The organism is Actimicrobium sp. GrIS 1.19 (genome assembly GCF_035984655.1).
Classification (GTDB): domain Bacteria; phylum Pseudomonadota; class Gammaproteobacteria; order Burkholderiales; family Burkholderiaceae_D; genus Actimicrobium.
The window spans coordinates 49,171-66,853 of record NZ_JAXCHT010000023.1 but is presented as its reverse complement, the minus strand read 5'-3'; the positions used below and the strand labels follow the sequence as shown (position 1 = coordinate 66,853).

At 63.3% G+C, this 17,683-nt stretch carries 19 protein-coding genes; 10 read left to right on the top strand and 9 right to left on the bottom strand.

The window, feature by feature from the left end:
* Positions 1–175: 175 nt before the first annotated feature.
* The 6 genes from RCH09_RS15590 (at position 176) to RCH09_RS15565 (ending at position 5,379) form a co-directional block, all read left to right on the top strand.
* Positions 176–523 (top strand): DUF6228 family protein, encoded by a 348-nt coding sequence (locus RCH09_RS15590; RefSeq protein ID WP_326942047.1) that lies wholly within the window; start codon positions 176–178, stop codon positions 521–523.
* Positions 524–889: 366 nt separating this feature from the next.
* On the top strand, positions 890–1,579 hold the full coding sequence (locus RCH09_RS15585) for a response regulator transcription factor (RefSeq protein WP_326942046.1): 690 nt from the start codon (positions 890–892) through the stop codon (positions 1,577–1,579).
* Entirely contained in the window at positions 1,572–2,612 is a 1,041-nt protein-coding gene (locus RCH09_RS15580) for a sensor histidine kinase (RefSeq protein ID WP_326942045.1), read from the top strand. Before RCH09_RS15585 ends, RCH09_RS15580 begins: the two co-directional genes overlap by 8 nt.
* A 104-nt stretch (positions 2,613–2,716) precedes the next feature.
* Positions 2,717–3,451, top strand: a complete 735-nt coding sequence (locus RCH09_RS15575; RefSeq protein WP_326942044.1) for a hypothetical protein — start codon at positions 2,717–2,719, stop codon at positions 3,449–3,451.
* 533 nt (positions 3,452–3,984) lie between these two features.
* Positions 3,985–4,353: a DUF1428 domain-containing protein gene (locus RCH09_RS15570; RefSeq protein WP_326942050.1), complete on the top strand. Its 369-nt coding sequence runs from the start codon at positions 3,985–3,987 to the stop codon at positions 4,351–4,353.
* Between the two features lie 255 nt (positions 4,354–4,608).
* Complete coding sequence (locus RCH09_RS15565; RefSeq protein WP_326942043.1) at positions 4,609–5,379, top strand: M48 family metalloprotease; 771 nt, start codon at positions 4,609–4,611, stop codon at positions 5,377–5,379.
* A gap of 119 nt (positions 5,380–5,498) precedes the next feature.
* Here the strand turns inward: RCH09_RS15565 and RCH09_RS15560 are convergent, their stop codons facing one another.
* Entirely contained in the window at positions 5,499–6,389 is an 891-nt protein-coding gene (locus RCH09_RS15560) for a LysR family transcriptional regulator (RefSeq protein WP_326942042.1), read from the bottom strand.
* 109 nt (positions 6,390–6,498) lie between these two features.
* On the opposite strand from RCH09_RS15560, the gene RCH09_RS15555 reads away from it, so the two are divergent.
* The 3 genes from RCH09_RS15555 to RCH09_RS15545 all read left to right on the top strand — a co-directional run bounded on the left by RCH09_RS15555 (position 6,499) and on the right by RCH09_RS15545 (position 9,214).
* Positions 6,499–7,197, top strand: a complete 699-nt coding sequence (locus RCH09_RS15555; RefSeq protein WP_326942041.1) for an NADPH-dependent F420 reductase — start codon at positions 6,499–6,501, stop codon at positions 7,195–7,197.
* Between the two features lie 291 nt (positions 7,198–7,488).
* Positions 7,489–8,559: a flavodoxin family protein gene (locus tag RCH09_RS15550; protein WP_326942040.1), complete on the top strand. Its 1,071-nt coding sequence runs from the start codon at positions 7,489–7,491 to the stop codon at positions 8,557–8,559.
* 241 nt (positions 8,560–8,800) lie between these two features.
* The gene (locus tag RCH09_RS15545; protein WP_326942039.1) at positions 8,801–9,214 is read left to right on the top strand and encodes a DUF2177 family protein; all 414 of its coding nucleotides are present in this window, start codon (positions 8,801–8,803) and stop codon (positions 9,212–9,214) included.
* Positions 9,215–9,284: 70 nt separating this feature from the next.
* On the opposite strand, the gene RCH09_RS15540 is transcribed toward RCH09_RS15545, so the two are convergent.
* The 3 genes from RCH09_RS15540 to RCH09_RS15530 form a co-directional block, all read right to left on the bottom strand.
* On the bottom strand, positions 9,285–10,118 hold the full coding sequence (locus RCH09_RS15540) for a pirin family protein (RefSeq protein ID WP_326942038.1): 834 nt from the start codon (positions 10,116–10,118) through the stop codon (positions 9,285–9,287).
* A gap of 201 nt (positions 10,119–10,319) precedes the next feature.
* Positions 10,320–10,916 carry an isochorismatase family protein gene (locus RCH09_RS15535; protein ID WP_326942037.1) on the bottom strand — a complete coding sequence of 199 codons (597 nt, stop codon included), beginning with the start codon at positions 10,914–10,916 and terminating at the stop codon, positions 10,320–10,322.
* A 164-nt stretch (positions 10,917–11,080) separates the two neighbouring features.
* Complete coding sequence (locus tag RCH09_RS15530) at positions 11,081–11,560, bottom strand: VOC family protein (RefSeq protein WP_326942049.1); 480 nt, start codon at positions 11,558–11,560, stop codon at positions 11,081–11,083.
* Positions 11,561–11,906: 346 nt separating this feature from the next.
* Here RCH09_RS15530 and RCH09_RS15525 point away from each other — a divergent pair, with 346 nt between their 5' ends.
* Positions 11,907–12,203 (top strand): hypothetical protein, encoded by a 297-nt coding sequence (locus RCH09_RS15525; protein WP_326942036.1) that lies wholly within the window; start codon positions 11,907–11,909, stop codon positions 12,201–12,203.
* A 60-nt stretch (positions 12,204–12,263) separates the two neighbouring features.
* On the opposite strand, the gene RCH09_RS15520 is transcribed toward RCH09_RS15525, so the two are convergent.
* From RCH09_RS15520 to RCH09_RS15500, 5 genes are all read right to left on the bottom strand, one after another.
* A complete protein-coding gene (locus RCH09_RS15520) occupies positions 12,264–12,962 on the bottom strand; it encodes an ABC transporter ATP-binding protein (RefSeq protein WP_326942035.1) in 699 nt (232 codons plus the stop codon).
* Entirely contained in the window at positions 12,955–14,208 is a 1,254-nt protein-coding gene (locus tag RCH09_RS15515) for an ABC transporter permease (protein ID WP_326942034.1), read from the bottom strand. The genes RCH09_RS15520 and RCH09_RS15515 overlap by 8 nt, the downstream gene beginning before the upstream one ends.
* 18 nt (positions 14,209–14,226) lie before the next feature.
* Entirely contained in the window at positions 14,227–15,594 is a 1,368-nt protein-coding gene (locus RCH09_RS15510; RefSeq protein ID WP_326942033.1) for an efflux RND transporter periplasmic adaptor subunit, read from the bottom strand.
* 328 nt (positions 15,595–15,922) lie between these two features.
* On the bottom strand, positions 15,923–16,696 hold the full coding sequence (locus RCH09_RS15505) for a molybdopterin-binding protein (RefSeq protein WP_326942032.1): 774 nt from the start codon (positions 16,694–16,696) through the stop codon (positions 15,923–15,925).
* A complete protein-coding gene (locus RCH09_RS15500) occupies positions 16,693–17,541 on the bottom strand; it encodes a cytochrome b/b6 domain-containing protein (RefSeq protein WP_326942031.1) in 849 nt (282 codons plus the stop codon). The genes RCH09_RS15505 and RCH09_RS15500 overlap by 4 nt, the downstream gene beginning before the upstream one ends.
* Between the last annotated feature and the right edge of the window lie 142 nt (positions 17,542–17,683).

Here is a 17,683-nt window from a genome sequence, read left to right as displayed (position 1 = left end):
GGAGCTGCTCTGAAGTAGAATTCATGTCGGCAAGGTGGCGTTTGTGTTGATGAGTGTGTTTCTCGATAACTCACATTTTATCAATCACTTACGGCATTCTTGCCCTTTTTTATGCAAAATTCAGGTTAGGTCACCTAAGCGATACGAACTCACGTCGCCCGATGACGGGTCAGTCTTGCCATTCGAAATACGAGAACGACTGGGGGAAGAAACAAGCTTCGATGTATCCGTGCGGACGCCCTGGTTTTCCGGTACCGCCCTGTCGTTTACCTTCATGGTTCCGTCGCCAGCAGAATTGTTCCGTGAAATTGCTGCCGAATGGGCGGGCTGGGTTGGAGAAAAATCGTGGAGTGACCTCGAAAGCAGCGTCGAGATTGTTGCTACATCGGACAGGACTGGCCATATCAGTTTGCGTGTCACGTTGAATGGCCAGGACGGTGACACGCAGCCGCGCACCTGTCTGAAATTCGAGGCAGGTCAGCTGGAGAACTTTGCAAAAGAAGTCACTGTTCTCGTTGAGTGAGCGTTCGCCAAACACAGTGATGCCAACGGCGGCTCGGGATCGAAATCCCGGTTGGAACATGAGTACAAGCGGCCAACTGCGGACGTTCGCGAACGAGAACTGAATCGGACAGATTGCTGGTAGCGCAGGGCACGGGTGGGGACATCGTGAAGCGGGCCTGAATCGCGTCCTCACAGTCAAATACTTCGACGACCTTGGGCCGCCTGGTGCGGACCCGCATGCCAGGTGGTGTGGCAGGGCGCGGCTAACTGCCGCCCGCCATGCCGATCGCTGCCGACGCGCTCACGCGCGAACAAAGGATCAGGTTGGGCGATCACCTGGGATCGCGCATGCACTGAGGTATGATCCGCGGTCCAACATGTCCTGATGATCGAAGACGACGAGCGCCTCTCCGGCATGGTCGCCGCTTACCTCAGGCCGCACGGCTTCGAGGTCCGGCATGCCGCCAGCGCACAGGCAGGCATGGCCATGCTGCGGCAGGGTGGTGCGGACTTTGCCCTGGTCCTGCTCGACCTGATGCTGCCGGACGCCGATGGCCTCGAGGTCTGCCGCCAGATCCGCACGCTCGCCGCGCCGCTGCGTTCGATCCCGGTCGTGATGCTGACCGCGAAAGGCGATCCGTTCGACCGCGTCATCGGCCTCGAAATCGGCGCTGACGATTACATCCCGAAGCCGTTCGAGCCGCGCGAATTGCTGGCGCGGTTGCGCGCCGTGCTGCGCCGCCCGCCGCTGGCGTCGGAGCAGCCGCAAACACTGCGCTTCGGCCACCTCGAAATCGACCCCGGCGCGCGCAGCGTGCGGCTTGCGGGCGAGGCGCGCGCGCTGACCTCCTATCAGTTCGACCTGTTGGTGGCACTGGCCGGGCGCGCCGGGCGCGTACTGTCGCGCGAGCAGCTGCTCGACGCAGTCAAGGGCCAGGCGTTCGATCCGTTCGACCGCTCGATCGACGTCCACATCGGCCGGCTGCGCGCCGCCATTGAAGACGATGCCAGGCAGTCCCGTCGCATCATCACCATCCGCGGCGCCGGCTACGTGTTCGCCGCAGCGCATGACTGAGCCGGCGCCCCGGCTCTTGACGACCTTGCGGCGCACGCCGGCGCGGCGGTTGTTCGTGCGCTTCTACCTCGCCTTGCTGGCCAGCCTGCTGGCGGCGGCAGTCCTGTTCGGCCTTGCGCACCTGCTCTTCGATCCGGCCCAGGCGGGCCTTGCCGTCAGGGGTCCGCGGATGCACGCGATGGGCTTCGTCGCGCTGCTCATCGCGATTGCGCTTGTCGTCGCGACGGGCGCTTATCCCGTCGTGCGCCGTCTGACGCTGCGCCTAGAGCGGCTGCAATGCAGCGTCGAAGCGTGGGGCGAGGGCGAGCTGTCGACCCGTGTCGCGGTCGAGGGCGACGACGAAGTGGCGCGCCTTGCCGCCAGTTTCAATCACTCCGCCGCGCGCATCGAGTCGCTGGTCGGCGCGCAGAAAACGCTGCTGGCCAACGCCTCCCATGAGCTGCGTTCGCCGCTGGCGCGCATCCGCATGGCAGCCGAATTGATGGCGCAACAGGCGACGCCGGCGATCAGCGCCGAACTGCGGCGCAACGTCTCCGAGCTGGACCAGTTGATCGACGAGGTGCTGCTGGCCAGCCGCCTCGATGCCGCAGGTGTCGCCCTGCCGCGCATCGAGGAGGTCGACCTTACTGGCCTGCTGGCCGAGGAGTGCGCGCGCGCCAACGCCACGCTCGACGCCGGCACCTACTGTGTGCAGGGCGACGCCCGCCTGCTGCGCCGGATGGTGCGCAATTTACTGGAGAACGCGATCCGTTACGGCGCCGGCTCGAAGATCGAGGTGCGGTTCGCCGCAGAGTCCGGAAGCGGGCTGCGGCTTGACGTCTGCGATGGCGGCGCCGGCATTCCGACGCAGCATCGCGAGCGCGTTTTCGAGCCGTTCTACCGGCTGCCCGGCTGCCCTGAAGCGGCCGGTGGTGTCGGCCTGGGCCTGTCCCTAGTGCGCCAGATCGCCCGCCACCACGGCGGCGATGCCCGGTGCCTGCCCAATCCAGGTGGCGGCTGCTGCTTTCGCGTGACGCTGCCGTACGCCCACTGAGCCTTTACAAATCTTTACCGCGCCGACATGCAGGCGCCATGCTCGCGCCACACAGTAGGTGCTGCACGCAAATCGCCGTGCGGCCACTTATTGAAAGAATGCCCATGACTGCCCATCAACAACACGAAACCGACACCACGGCGCGCAACGCCGGCCTCGTCATTGTCCTGTGCGCCATTGCGTCGATCGCCGCCGTGGCACTCGACTCGAGCGCGCAAGGCAGCGATGCGCTGTCGATCCTGCAAAGCATGGTCAAGCTTCGCGACGCGCACCAGCTCGTGCATATCGTGGCGATGACGTGCGTCGGCGGCCTGATGTTCGGTTTTACGGTGCTGTCGCAGCGCCTCGGCCTGCGGCGCGCACCCGTCCTGGCCGGTTTGATCGCCTACGCCGCCGGCAGCATGTTGATGCTGGTGGCAACCACCATCGACGGCTTTATCAGTACCGATACCGCGGCGCTGTTCGCCACCGAGTCGCCCGAGGCAGTGCGCGTCGGCTACTGGATGATCCAGACAATGGCCGGCGTCGCCCTCACCGACATCGCGCGCGTGGCCTGGGTATGCCAGTCGCTTGCGGCCGTTGCCTGGGCCTCGGCCATGCTGCGCGAGAGCGGATTGACACGCAGGCTTGGCGTGATTGGACTGGTGAGCGGAGCCCTTCCGGCGGTCGCGGTTGTCGCAGCCGGGCAAGCCATGACGGAGACGGTTGTGGTCGGCATCCTGCTGGTGCAGGGGATCTGGAACCTTACGGCCGCGACGTACCTGTTGCGCGGCGCGCAGCACGCACCGACAAGCGATCCGGCGCCGGGGCGGCTTTCGACGCACATGGGCCCGACATGAGCCCGGCCAGTTGAACGGTCCGACGCCGCCGGTCCGATTGCGCCAGAAGCTCGGCAGCGGCGATCGCGCCGGAGCCGACCGTCAAGGCTCGGCCTGCCGTGTTCCATGGAAGCGTGCCCACCTGTTGAAGATCGCTTATATTTTTGGCTGGGACGCCGCGGCAATAACGGACGATAAATTTCAAGGAATCGGGTCAATCTTGTGCGATCGCCCACAAGCTGTTGTTTGAGTGAAGGTGAATGCCGCAAAATAACATGCCGTTCTTCTCGATACAGTGGGGTTCGCACCACGACGTTATCGCTTGGCTCCGGCCAAGGGAGGACGGCTAAATGATTATCAATATTTGATCAGCGCGAACATCCTGCTTTGCCGAGGCGTTTATGCTGAGGGCGGCGCTGCTCCAGCGCCGCTGCAGGGCGCATGTGCTCCTGTCAGGCAAGACGTATCGATTTGGCTTCCAATCGTTCGTCGAAGCGATAGGATGGTGCCCTCAGTCCGGCACGCGTACCGGTCAACTCAACAGGAGTGACGACATGTCATATATCGATGGTTTCGTGATCGCTGTCCCCACCGCCAACAAGCAGAAGTTCATCGAACACGCGCAACATTTCGACGCGTTGTTCATCGAGTTGGGCGCCCTCCGCGTAATCGAAGGTTGGGGTGACGATGTCCCCGACGGCAAAGTCACCGATTTCCGCCGCGCAGTGCAGGCCACGGCTGAGGAGACGGTTGCTTTTTCGTGGGTCGAATGGCCGGACAAGGCCACGCGCGACGGAGGCGTGAAGAAAATGATGGAAGACCCGCGCATGGATCCGTCCACACCCGGCAACCCGCCCATACCCTTCGACGGCAAACGCATGATCTTCGGCGGCTTCGAACCGGTGGTCGAAGTGAAGGCTTGAGCGGGAGGGCGGCGCCGCCCGCTCCGGGGGCCGCAAACGCAGCGCGCCTCCCCGTTGCAGTCCCCTTATGTCGGCTGTCTCGACCCGGTCTGGCGTCACGCTCCCGACCAAAAGCCGCCGTTGGCACAGGCGAATTACAGTTGAACCAGGAAACCCTGGCGTTTATGGTGATGCGCGCGTCTCGCCAATTTCGTTGCCATTATTCGCCAAGGCGAGACGCAGAAAGCACAAGATATCTTTAAACCCGCCACGCCAATGTCTCTACCTCGGTTCATGCACGTGCTTGTCTGGTGCCTGCTGTTCACCATCGGCGAGGCAAGCGCCGTCACGCTCGATGAAGTCGTCGCGGGTGCGGACAAAATGTACCGGGGCAGGGTCGCTGAACTGGCCCGCGCCGGCATGCTCGACCGTGACGCTGCGTTCCGGTCGCGGGTCGAACGCATCGCCATGCGCTTGCGCGAACAGGCCACGCGCGACGATCCCGCCGCGGCCCTGCTGTCATGGGAAATTCACACCAGCAGCGACCCGGATGACAACGCCTCGTGCATGGCGGGAGGGAAAATCCTGGTCAGCCAGGCGTATGTCGAGCGGCTTGGGCTCAGTGACGCCGAGCTCGCATTTTTGCTCAGCCATGAAATGCAGCACGCGCTCTTGCTGCACAACCTCAAGGAATACGAGGAGGCCGTGCGTCTGGATCCAGGCTGGCTGGCCAAGCCGTTTTCAGCGCTGGAAGATGCGGTCGACAACGACGCCAGCTTGATGATGAAACTGGCACCCCTGAACAAGGAGCAGGAAATTGAGGCGGACCGGGCCGGCCTGGCGATGGCGACACGCGCAGGGTGGCCGGCAGGGCATCTGGCTGGATACTTCAGGAAGCTGGTGCAGGCCTACGGCGATAGCAATTCTGGCAGCGCAAGCCACCCTTCCCCGATGCAGCGCTGGCGGGCCGCACGTAGCCAGGCTGCGGGCCTGGAGGCGGATAACGGGAGTGCCCCTCCAGGCAGTTCGCTGCAAATGGAACAGTAGAACAAGCTTTTTTGTCGGGGTGCGCGCAACGCACAAGCAGATTGCGCCGCGATGGCCCTGCGCAATGTGCCTGGCAACTCAGACCTGCGCTGCCATCGCAATGGCTGCCATCCCGTGCCTCACTGGCCGAGTTCACTGACCACCGCCGCAATGAAGCTCTTGAGCTTCGGCGTTTGCCGGCGGTCAGGATGGTAGACCAGGTGCAACGGACGTGACGGCGTGTCGTAGTCAGGCAGCACCGGAACCAGCCGTCCGGAGCGCAACCCGTCGCGGGCCAGATCCTCGGCGATGAAGGCGATGCCAAAGCCGTTCAATGCAGCGACCAGCAATGCCTTGGAATCGTTGACCCGCAACCGGTGCCGGACGGCGGCGGTGTGCTGCTCACCCGCGCGCATGAAATGCCATTCGGTGGCAGTCGGGCCCGATGCCGAGGCGTAGGCCAGGCACTCGTGCTGTTCCAGATCGGCCGGCGTCAACGGCGTACCCCGTTCTTGCAAGTACTCGGGCGCGGCGCAGGCGACAATGCGAAACGGCGCCAGCTCACGCGCCATGAAACTCGAGTCCGCCAAGGCGCCGATCCGGAACACGGCCTCGAATTCTTCCTCCACCAGATCGACATAGCGATCATTGAGCACAAGATCAATCTCCACCAGCGGATGCTGCCGCAGGTAGCGCGCAATCACCGGGATCAGCGTCTGGGTGCCAAACGACACCGGCGCATTGATACGCAGTCGTCCCCGCGGCGCGCCTTTGGCTTCGTTGGCGAGCGCGTCCGCCCAGTCGGCATCGGCCAGCACCACCTTGCAGCGCTCGTAATACGACTTGCCGATTTCGGTCAGGCTCTGGCGGCGGGTGGTGCGGTGAATCAGGCGCGCGCCGAGACGGGTTTCCAGCCATGTCACGTGCTTGGCGATCATTTGCGGCGACATGGTCAGCGCGCTGGCGGCGGCAGCAAAGGAACCGACCTCCGCGGTCTTGACAAAGGCGGCCATGCTGGCGAGACGATCCATTCCACACTCCTGGTTGCGATACAGTGATTCAAGCCGGTGTTTATTGCTGAAGACGATGGCAATACTATCCTGTCTTCGGCCTTCGGGTCAGCACACAAGGAATGGCATCATGGCAAACATCGGCATCATTGGATCCGGCAATATCGGCGCGGCACTGACGCGATTGTTCACCAAGGCCGGGCACGACGTCGCCGTGGCCAACTCGCGTGGCCCGGCATCGCTCGCGGATCTGGCCCTGGAGACTGGCGCGCGTGCGACGCGGCTTGCGCAGGTAGTGGAGGGCCGCGAGATTCTGGTCGTCGCCGTGCCAATGGTACGCGTGCCCGAGCTGCCGAAAGACCTGTTCCGCGATGCACCGGCGCACCAGATCGTCATCGACACCAGCAATTACTATCCGCAGCAGCGTGACGGCCTGATCCCCGAGCTCGAGGCGGGAATGAGCGAAAGCGCCTGGGTCGCGCAACGCCTTGGGCGTCCGGTCATCAAGGTGTTCAACAGCATCTATGCCGAGCAACTGCCGATCAAGGCCAAACCGGGTACGTCCAAGGGCAGGGTGGCACTGGCTGTCGCCGGCGACGATGCGCAGGCGAAGGCGATCGTCATGCGGCTGGTCGAAGAGATCGGATTTGATGCGGTCGACGCCGGCACCATCGCGCAGTCGTGGCGCCAGCAGCCCGGCTCGCCCGGCTATCTGCAGGACCTCGACGCCGCCGGTGTGCGGCAGGGGCTGGCTGATGCGACGCAAGTGCGTGCCCCCGAGTGGCGCGCCACGCCGAACAGCCCCGGCACATTTGACACCCCGGCGTAAGCGTCGCCGCGCGGACCCTGTCTGCCGATGACAGCCGGCAGCCAGCGCCGCAGCAGCGCGCCGCTGGCGCTGGATGCGGCGTGCTCATGGCATGAGGTGTTGGCGCGTTTGTGAAGGGCAGGGACTTGGGCACGCCATGAATTGACCCGACCCGGGACTTTTTGTCAGGCACTCCAGATCGCAGCGCAACCCCGGCGCGACGAGGTCGATGGCTGGGGCGATCTGTGCCCTGTCACACATACATACCCACTCCTTGCGTCGATACTCGTCGTCGACCACCAAGGAGACGCCATGACCGCACCACGCACCGGACAAGCCCCGCCGCCCCTTGATCGCGACGAATTCAAGCTGGAATTTCGCAAGTCCTTCCTCGATCCCACATTCGACCAGGTCGCCGCGCAGATCGCAAGGATCGAAGAGATCGCGTGGCACAACTACAAGGACGGACACAAAGCGCCGTTGCAAGCACCGGCTGGGCCGGAGTTTGCCGACCCCGACTACGCCATGTCGGTGGAATGGAAAGCCACCCGCAACGCCTTGCTCGCCGCCGAAAAAGTGCAGAAGGACCCCGGCACCCGCTCACGCGTGCTGTTGATCTGCGCATCGGCACGCAACGATGGCAGCTGTCCCGGCGAGATCTCCAAGACATGGCGCTTGACCGTGATGGCGCAAGAGGTGCTGGAAGCCGCTGGCATCGACGTCGATTTGCTCGACCTGAGCTTGTTGATCTCCAGCTACGACAAGCATATCCATCCCTGCAAGGGCTGCGCCTCGACAGCGATGCCGCTGTGCCACTGGCCGTGCAGCTGCTATCCGAATCACGGGCAGCGACAAACCAACGACTGGATGGCCGAGATTTATGAAAAATGGGTCTCGGCGCACGGCGTCATCATCCTTTCTCCGGTGTATTGGTACCAGTCGCCGGCGGTTCTGAAACTGATGATCGACCGCCTGGTCTGCGCCGATGGCGGCAATCCCGATCCCACCACGACCAGCGGCAAGAACGCCGAACAAGCCAAGGAGGTGGAACTGGCAGGCTGGTCGTATCCAAAGCATCTGGCCGGCCGCGCCTACGGCCTGGTGGTACACGGCGATGTCGCCGGGATTGAAGGCGTGCGGCGCGGCTTGTCCGATTGGCTCGACTGGATGGGCCTGATCGACGCTGGCGTCATGTCCCGACTGGACCGCTACATCGGCTATTACGCATCGTATGCCGAAAGCCATGCCGTGCTCGATCGTGACACGGCGATGCAGGAAGAGGTGCGCAATGTAGCGCGGGCCGTGGCGGTTGCCGTCGGCAAGTTGCGGCAGGGCGCGTTGACGCCGCCGGATGCGGGACTGAAACGGCCGCGCCCGAAGTGACCACCGCGGTCGCACAGCGTGGGCCAACCGGCAACGCAACCGCGCTTGGCATGGCTGAGGGTATGTTCGATTTCGTACGAACCTTTCGAGGTCGATTTTTTTATGCTTTTGTTCGACACTCGCTTGTCACGCCATCGCGAATTCCGCCGGTTTTTTTTGGTTTTTTTTCGGTTCGTTGCCGATTTCCCGCTGACCCCGGTACGCCGACGTTCCTGCTAATCCTGACCCTTTGGAGGGCTGCATGCTCAAGTATGTCCTGGCTTACGCGGCGACCGCCATCGCCTTCTGCGCACTCGACTTTGCCTGGCTGACGTTGGTGGCGCCGAAATTTTATCAGGCGCAAATTGGCGCGCTGCTGCTGGAAAAACCCAATCTGCTGCCGGCATTGCTGTTTTACGCGCTGTACGTGGCCGGGCTCGTTGTATTTTGCGTCAGCCCGGGGATGCAGGCGGGTCAATGGACTCGCGCGCTGCTGCTGGGTGGCTTGCTGGGCCTGGTTGCCTACGCGACCTATGACCTGAGCAATCTGGCGACACTGAAAGGCTGGACCGGCACGCTGAGTCTGGTCGACATCAGCTGGGGCGTCATCGTCTCTGCGGCAGCCAGTGCCATTGGGTATGGCGGCGCACTGATGGCAGACCGGTTCAGCGGTTAACGTGTCTGCCGGGTCGGCTGAATTGTTCGCGGGTCAGTGCCACGCCGGTTGGCGCACGAAGCGGCAAGGATTAGAACGACGCCTCCAGGTGCCCCATTTCGCCCGCCACAAATCGTCGCTTGGCAGCCTGGAGCTGCTCGGTGGTATTCATGACGAACGGGCCGCCAAACGCCAGCGGCTCATTCAATGGCTTGCCGGAAAAAATAACCAGTCGGGCGTGTTCAGTGGATGTTGCAAGGACCAACTGACGGGCATCCGCAGCAAACCGCACTGCTGCGAGACCCGTGGCCGAAAAGCCCGCCAGGCTGCCCTTGGTCAGGATGCCAAATGCATGCCAATGGTCGGGTAACGGCAGCGTCACGGTGGAATTGGCTTGCAACGTGACATCCCAGAGTGCGCAGTCGGTTCGTGGCATCACGCCAGCGTGGGAGTCATCGAATTTGCCTGCCAACACGCGTACCTGCGCGCCGGCGAAATCACGCGCCGGAACTGCGTCCGGTTCCAGGTGATAGGTGCGGGGTTCGGCCAGCTTCAAGCCGGATGGCAAGTTGACGAAAATCTGCAATCCCTGACACGTCACGCCAGACGCAATGGGGGTTTCTTCATGCATCATGCCAGCGGCGGCTTCGGTCCAGTGCAACGCGCCGGGCTGGATCAGGTTGCGGTTGCCAAGGCTGTCGCGATTGACGAAGCCGCCCTCGGATTCCGGCAACATGTAAGTCACGGCGGAGATGCCGGCATGCGGATGCGGTGGGAAAAAAGGTTGCGCCATCCAGAAGCAGTCGCACATCAGAAATGGATCCAGCGACGCGCCCAGCGTTGCCTCGTGTAGCTGGGCAATGCGCAAGCCCGGGCCGCGCTGGACGGCCTCGATGGCCGTGACTGCTTCAACATTCGATGTCACTGGTTTCTCCTTTACGTTTTCAACACGGCGGCGATGACTCGCAACGTCCTGCCGTTTCCAGCAAGCGGCGTGGCGTGCCGGTTGAACGCACACCTGGCTTCCCGGCCCATGAATGGTGCGGCGGATGCATTGTGGTAGCGCAGGGGCGCGACGCAAAACCGGAACGCGGGCGCCACCTTGGCGCCCGGGCCTGGCATCGCATCAGGCCTCGACCAAGCGCTTCAGAACTTCCTGATACATGATCGTCTGGATTGTCGACCCGGTTGGGCTTGCCCAATCCATGGCCAGTTCCGCCATGACCTGGTTGGTTGAGGTTAGCGTGACGCCGGCGCTTTCCATGCGACGCAGCGCGGTTTCGTCGGCTGCAGTGGTCGGTGAGCCAGCGGCATCGACCACCACCTGCACCTCATATCCATCCTCGAGTGCGCTGATGGCGGGATACACAATGCAGACGTCATTGGTCAGTCCGGACATGATGAGCTTCTTGCGGCCGGTGGCCACCACCGCCTCCTTGAAGGGCCCATATAGCCAACAATCGACCACGCCCGGGCGTTTGACCCGCTCGGCATAGGCGCGCGGCGCAATGGTTTGCAGGTCAGCCAGCAGCAAGCCTTGAAAATGCTCTTCCTGGCTGGAGGTAAGCACCAGTGGCATGCCGGTTTCAACGGCAGTGCGGGCGAGGGCACGTGTATTGCGCACGATTTCGTCATAGGGCGTGCTGATCGCCAGCTTGATGGTTCCCACCTGATGGTCGATCAGCAGCATGACGGCATTGGAGACAGAGAAAACATTTTTCATGAGAACTCCTGGAGTGATGGATGACAACTGACGAGCAAATGGACCGGAATCGGCTGCTCCCCACCAATATACGGGCATCGAATGGCAACAAACACAACGCAAACAGTGCGTTCGTCGCAACGAACACGGATGGACGCCGTCTTTACCTTTGGCTGCGCGAAAGCTCAGCCCCTGCGCGCCGCCTCGATCGTCGCAATGTCAATTTTTTTCATGGTCATCATCGCGTCGAAGGCGCGCCTGGCCGCCGCCCGATCCGGGTCGGAGATGGCCGCGATCAGTGCGCGCGGCGTGATTTGCCAGGACAAGCCCCAGCGGTCCTTGCACCAGCCGCATTCGCTTTCCTGACCGCCATTGCCGACGATGGCGTTCCACAACCGGTCGGTTTCCGTCTGGTCATCGGTGGCGATTTGAAAGGAGAAAGACTCGTTGTGCTTGAAGTGCGGGTCGCCGTTGAGTCCAATGCAGGCGACGCCCGCGACCGTGAACTCAACCGTGAGGATGTCGCCTTGCTTGCCGTCGGGATAGTCGCCCGGGGCCCGGTAGACAGGGCTGACAGCGCTGTCGGGAAAGGTGTTGGCGTAAAAGTTTGCGGCGTCAACGGCGCCACCGTCGTACCACAAGCAGATCGTGTTCTTGCTGGTCATGTCGTGTCTCCCGGAGAGTGAAACAGCGGCATCTGCCACCGCCAGAATCACCCCGATCCGACAGTGTTCGCGTGATCGGACCGAGGTGTGTTGAATCAGACTAGGCCCTGCGGCGGCGCGCGTCAACGCGACACCGGACCGCTCCTGGCCACCCATGGAACACCGGCCCGAGCGCGACTGCGCAGCAATGTGCGCGGCATTCGCTGGGGACAAGGCCTGCGTGAACGGCATGGTTGGCAGGCGGGTAAAATATGACACGGATATGTGCGCCAGAACACTTAGTGGCTGTGTCCCTGCTATCCGGCTGCATTACTATGGCGTCCTTGCGAACAAACACGGAGGCGGCATGGCAGTCGCTGAAAATCACATGACATGGGTCGGTGTGCACCTGTTCCTGCTTCCGTGCATCGAACGCATTGCCATGGCTCGGGCGTGGCTCATGGAAAACCCGCCGGACGTCGGCGCGTTCAAGAAACAATTTCCTGATGCAAGGTCAAACTGCGGCCTGCTTCTCGACGCAAACAGGCTGCATGGTACGCAGTGCGTGGAAAATTGTCCGCTACATGAAACCTGCGAACTGGCGGAAGCGCGAGCGCATCCGGTCATCCATCCGCTGGAAAATTCGAAACCTGCGTTGTCGTAAGCCCGAGGGTAATGGCGCCTGCGCACTAATCACCCGCTGTTGAGCGGCATCAAGCTCCGCTCAAGCCGTGACGCGACCGTCGATCACTTCGATGATCCGGTCGCAGCGCTCCGACATCGCCACATTATGCGTGACGAACAATACCGTCGTGCCATGCTCCTCATTAAAGCGTCGCAACAGCGCAAACACTTCGTCAGCGCTTTTCGTATCAAGGTTACCGGTCGGCTCGTCGGCCAGCAGCAGCGCAGGGCCCATGACCAACGCCCGGGCGATAGCCACGCGCTGTTGCTGACCGCCACTGAGCTTGCCGGCGCCATTGTCCTTCCAGTGCGTGAGACCGACGCTGTCGATCAAGCCCTCGGCACGCGAACGCATGGCCGCGCTGGCGAATTCCTCCGCGCCCAGCATCGGCATCATGACGTTTTCCAGCGCGGTGAAGGCGGTGATCAAATGGTGGTACTGGAACACGAAGCCAATGTTGTGACCACGCAGTTGCGTGAGCGCGCGGTCATGGAGCGTCGTGGTTTGCGCGCCGCAGACCTCGACCGTGCCCGAGGTGGGCCGATCCAGCAGACCGATAATGTTGAGCAGGGTGCTTTTGCCCGATCCGGACGGGCCGACCACGGCGCAGAATTCGCCATGCCGCACCGTCAGGTCAATGCCGTGCAGCACCTCGGTCTCGAACGCTTCGCCGACGTTATAGGCCTTGCGCACGCCGCGCAATTGCACCACAGCCGGATGGGCGAGGGCGTCAGCCACGAATCGCCACCACCGGATCGAGCCGCGCGGCGCGTCGTGCCGGGGCCAACGCGGCGAGCAGCCCGGTCAGCGTGGCCACGGCCAGCACCGACAGGAACAGCGACGGCTCCAGTACCAGCGTGAACAGGGGCGTGCCGTCGGCGGTGCGCACCGAGCGATGCCACATGGTCAGCACGCCGGCGCCCAGCGCGCTGCCGACCACCGAGCCGGCCAGCGCCAGCAAGCCGCCTTGCAACAGGAATACACGCATCACCTGGCCCTGCGAGATACCCATCGCGCGCAGGATGCCGATCTCGCGCGACTTCTGCACCACCACCACGGCCAGCACGCTGGCGATACCGAACGCCACCGACAGGCCGACGAAGAAACGGATTGCATTGTTGGAGGTGCTCTGTGCTGCGATGGCGGTGAACAGTTCGGCATTGGTCTTGATCCAGCTGTCGGCTTCGACGCCGGTAGCGGCGGTGATGCGCTGTGCCACCAGTTCGGCGGCGTACACATCGCGCACCGTCACATCAAGGCTGGTGACGCCGCCGGGCAAGCCCAGCAGGCTTTGCGCGGTGCGCAACGCGACGAAGGTGCTGCGCTGGTTGGCGCCCTTGTTGCCGAGGTCGAAAATACCGGCGATGGTCAAGGTGGTATCGCCCCCCGCAGCCGCCGAGTTCGCCGTGGTCAGTCGCAGTTTGTCGCCCACAGTCACGCCCAGATCGCTGGCCAGTTCGGTGCCGATCAGGATGTCACTGCCGCTGAGTGCGGCTTTGCCGCTCGTGATCTTGGTGGGCAAGGTGACAACGCGATAGTACAGCGCCGGCTCGATGCCGGCCACGGTAATGGCGCGACTGGCGATGCCGCGTACGACCAGCGCCGAGCCGCCTGCCATGGGCGACACCACCAGTACCTCGGGCATGGCGCGGATCTGCTCGGCCACGGCTTGCCACTGGTCGATGGATTTCAGCCGCTGCAATGGCGCCTGCACGATGGCCGCTTCCATTTCGCCGGGGCGGGCATGCACACCCAGCCGCAGCGGTCGCGTCACTTCCTTTGGCGGCAACAGCTGGATGTGCCCCTGCGCCGAAAGAACACGGGCGATGAAATTCATCTGCAGGCCGGTCATCAACGCCGACATGAATACAATCACCGCCACGCCCAGGGCCACGCCGACGACGATGAAGATGGTTTGCAGGCGTCCCTCGCGCAGGAAGCGCAGCGCCACGATCCATTCGAACGGTAGCCAGGTTTTGAACATGGATTGGCCTTTGCCGGCTTACTTCGGCGCCGACGCCGCAGGCGCGGCAACCGTTGCGTTCATCGGTGTGGCGCGCACCCGTGCCCCGGCTTTGACCGGGGCCGACGTCGACAGCACCGCATCGCCCTCGGACAGCCCGCCCAGTACTTCGGCCAGTCCACCGCTGCGCAGCCCGAGCCGGACTGGCCGGCGCATCGCATGCCGGCCTTCCAGGCGCAACACCCAGGGTGTGGTCTCGGCGTCGTGTACCGCCGACAGCGGCACGATCAAGGCCCGTGCCCGCCGCGCCACCTCAATGTCGACCGATACAGTCATGTCCTGCTTGAGTACTGCCGGCGGCGCCGCGACGTCGAGCTTGACTTCGACTGCGCCCGTGGTCGCATTCACGCCAGGATTGATGTAAGCCAGCGTGGCGGTAAAACGCTGGCTCGGGTAGGCGTCGGCAGAGACCAGCGCAGGTTGCCCCAGCGCCAGCAACGCGAGATTTTTTTCGTCGATTGCAACCACCAGCTGCGTCGCGCCTTCGGGCGAGAGCGTCATCAGCACCTTGCCCGGCTGAACCACGTCACCGACCTCGACGTTACGGGCGATCAGCGTGCCGGCCACTGGCGCCTTGATCGTCGTGTAGCCGGCGCGCGCGCGCGCCGCTTGTGCACTGGCCTGGGCGCCAGCCACGTTGGCCAGCGCCAGCGCCCGGTCACTTCCGCTGGATGCGGTCGTGTCGAGTTGCATCTGGGCTGCACGGACATCGGCGTCGGCCAGTTGCACGGTCTTGCGCGCATCCTCCAGCGCCGCCAGGCCGATGAAGCCGCGGCTGAATAATTCCTGGTCGCGCGCCAATGCCGCGCGGGCACTCGCCAGCGTGGCCTGTGCGCGGCCCAAAGTCTGCGCGGCAACCGGACCTTGCACCTCCTGCAGCTGGCGCAATTTCGCCTGCGCCTGCACCACCGCGCCCTCGGCCTGACGGCTGCTTGCGCTCAGTTCAGCTGCCTCCAGTTCCACCAGCAAATCACCCGCCTTGACGGCCTGGCCTTCGGTAACCGGAACGCGCACCACCGCGCCGGTGATCTGCACGCCAACGTCCAGCCGGTGCGGCGCCTCGACATGGCCGCTGGCCACGACGGTTTGCACGAAGTCGCGCCGTAGCACCGATTCGGTGCTCACCTGCGGGCCCATCCACCAGCGCAGCAGCAGGCCGCCGGCGACCACGACCACGAGCAGCGCGGCCAGGCCCTGCCACAGGTGGGTGCGCAAAAATGATTGCCCGGGCTTGCCCGCTGGCGATGGATCAGGGATTGGTGCTGGAATTGGTGCAGCGATGGCTGCCGGATCGGTCTCGGCAATCGGTCGTGCGGCAGTAGAGTCGGGAACCTGCTCTGGTTTCATGGATGCGCAGCGCCATCCGGCCACGAATGCACGACCGGGCTGGTGCCGGGCTGACACATCAGGCGCACAGGCGATCCTTCGGTGCGCTGAACTTGTGGCGATCCTGCGTACGCGCGGCGGGCCACGAGTGCGGTCCTGGCGGGGCCTGGATTATTCCTGATCATGGCTGGCTCCAGCGTGGAACGGTGGCCGATCATGCTGCATCGGCCACCTCGAGAGAAGCAGCGTAGTTACTCGCCCGGCTCCCGACTGTGCGCCAGCGCACAGGCATGCGCAACGCGTGCGCTACGCTGCCCACTTCGAGCAGGCACCTGCATCGCGGCGCACATCAAATCCCTGCGTACCACTGATACCCCGCAACGTCCTCCCAGTAACCGCCCTTGCCACCGGCGATCTGGTCATACCGCTCCACCAATTCGATCCGCATCAAGTACTTGGCCTGCTTGTACCCCAGTTGGCGTTCAACCCGCAGGCGCAACGGCGCACCATTGGCGACCGGCAGCGTGTTGCCGTTCAGCGCGTGCGCCAGAATGGTCTGCGGATGGTAAGCGTCGTCGAGATCGATGCTTTCGTAGTACGGCACGGTGCCGTCGGCTTCCATCGGATCGGCGCAATGGAACACCACGAACTTCGCGCTCGGCTTGGGCTGCACCATCTTCAGGATCTCATGCAGCGGCACGCCGCTCCACTTGCCGATTGCGCTCCAGCCTTCGACGCAATCGTGGCGCGTGATCTGGGTGCGCTGCGGCATCGCTTGCAGTTGCGCCATGGTCAGCTGGACGGGTTTCTCGACCAGCCCGTCGACCTTGAGCGTCCAGTCGGCAAAGCCGTTCTTGACCATCGCCTGATACTGCGCGCTGTTCGGATTGGCGGTGCCATTGCTGCGGAAATCCGGCGACAGATCGGCTTCGGAAAACTCCTGCGCCATCGCCTTGCGCGACAGCAGCGCCCGATGGGCGGTGTTGCTCAGGGTTTCGCCGGTGGCCAGTAGCTTCGGGAACCAGGTGGTTTGCCCCAGCCGGTCGCAGCCGGCCAGTACCAGTGCACCGGCGCCTGCCAGGGAACGGCGCAAAAATTGTCGTTTGGTGGGTTGCCAGCTCATCGCTTTTCTCCAGGGGTCGGATCGGGGGTAACGCGGAAGTAGCCGGTAATCATCGAGCGCATGTGATTGAACAGACCGCTGATGATGACCTCGAAAACGTGGATCAGCACGAATGCTACCAGCAGCCACGCCACCACAAAATGGATGGTGCGCGCCGATTGCCGGCCGCCGAACAGGTCGACCCAGCCGGTCAGCAGCGCATCGAGCCCGGGCGACATCGCCATGCCCATCAGGATGATCAGCGGCAGCAGGATGAAAATGACGATCAGGTAGGTCAGCTTTTGCAGCACGTTGTATCGCGTCGCGGCCACCCCGGTCGGATGCTTGAACTGGACGTGTTCCTTGATCGATGCGCCGATGTTGCGCAGTTCCGGCACAGTCGGCGCGAGATCGCGTTTGACGTGGCCGCTGATGAATGAGTACAGCAAATACACCAGGCCGTTGATGACGAACAGCCACGCAAAGAAGAAATGCCAGCTGCGCGCATCGGCCAGCGAATACGGACCCGGGATCGTGATCCACGATGGAAAGGCATGGGTGTCGAGCCGGCCGGCGGAATTGATGCGTGCCCCGAGCACACCGGTGGTGTCGAACTCATGGCCGAATACGGTCAGCACACCGCGATAGGTCGGCTTGCCGGCAACACCTCCCTCAACTTCTTCGGCGCTGATTTCCAGCACCGGATCATTGCCGGTATAGGACGACGCGCCCCAGTTCAAGGCCGGGTGGGCATTGAAAATGTGCAGTCCGCTCATGAACAGAATCGTCAGGCAGAGCACATTAATCCAGTGCATCAGGCGCACCGGCAGCCGGTGCCGGTAAGTCAGGGTAGTTGCATGTGCCATAGAGCCTCATTGGATGGTGTGCGCCGGAACCTCTCTGCCAGTGTAGCCGACGAACAGGAAGGGAAACCGAATTTGCGACGCCTGCGCCGGTACAATGGCGCGGTGTCGGCGGTTTGTCGCATCAACCGCTGCTTCCTTACAC

Coding starts and splice junctions, on each gene's coding strand:
- RCH09_RS15585 (WP_326942046.1), top strand. CDS start 890: ATGATCGAAGACGACGAGCGCCTCTCCGGCATGGTCGCCGCTTACCTC.
- RCH09_RS15580 (WP_326942045.1), top strand. CDS start 1,572: ATGACTGAGCCGGCGCCCCGGCTCTTGACGACCTTGCGGCGCACGCCG.
- RCH09_RS15575 (WP_326942044.1), top strand. CDS start 2,717: ATGACTGCCCATCAACAACACGAAACCGACACCACGGCGCGCAACGCC.
- RCH09_RS15570 (WP_326942050.1), top strand. CDS start 3,985: ATGTCATATATCGATGGTTTCGTGATCGCTGTCCCCACCGCCAACAAG.
- RCH09_RS15565 (WP_326942043.1), top strand. CDS start 4,609: ATGTCTCTACCTCGGTTCATGCACGTGCTTGTCTGGTGCCTGCTGTTC.
- RCH09_RS15560 (WP_326942042.1), bottom strand. CDS start 6,389: ATGGATCGTCTCGCCAGCATGGCCGCCTTTGTCAAGACCGCGGAGGTC.
- RCH09_RS15555 (WP_326942041.1), top strand. CDS start 6,499: ATGGCAAACATCGGCATCATTGGATCCGGCAATATCGGCGCGGCACTG.
- RCH09_RS15550 (WP_326942040.1), top strand. CDS start 7,489: ATGACCGCACCACGCACCGGACAAGCCCCGCCGCCCCTTGATCGCGAC.
- RCH09_RS15545 (WP_326942039.1), top strand. CDS start 8,801: ATGCTCAAGTATGTCCTGGCTTACGCGGCGACCGCCATCGCCTTCTGC.
- RCH09_RS15535 (WP_326942037.1), bottom strand. CDS start 10,916: ATGAAAAATGTTTTCTCTGTCTCCAATGCCGTCATGCTGCTGATCGAC.
- RCH09_RS15530 (WP_326942049.1), bottom strand. CDS start 11,560: ATGACCAGCAAGAACACGATCTGCTTGTGGTACGACGGTGGCGCCGTT.
- RCH09_RS15525 (WP_326942036.1), top strand. CDS start 11,907: ATGGCAGTCGCTGAAAATCACATGACATGGGTCGGTGTGCACCTGTTC.
- RCH09_RS15515 (WP_326942034.1), bottom strand. CDS start 14,208: ATGTTCAAAACCTGGCTACCGTTCGAATGGATCGTGGCGCTGCGCTTC.
- RCH09_RS15510 (WP_326942033.1), bottom strand. CDS start 15,594: ATGAAACCAGAGCAGGTTCCCGACTCTACTGCCGCACGACCGATTGCC.
- RCH09_RS15505 (WP_326942032.1), bottom strand. CDS start 16,696: ATGAGCTGGCAACCCACCAAACGACAATTTTTGCGCCGTTCCCTGGCA.
- RCH09_RS15500 (WP_326942031.1), bottom strand. CDS start 17,541: ATGGCACATGCAACTACCCTGACTTACCGGCACCGGCTGCCGGTGCGC.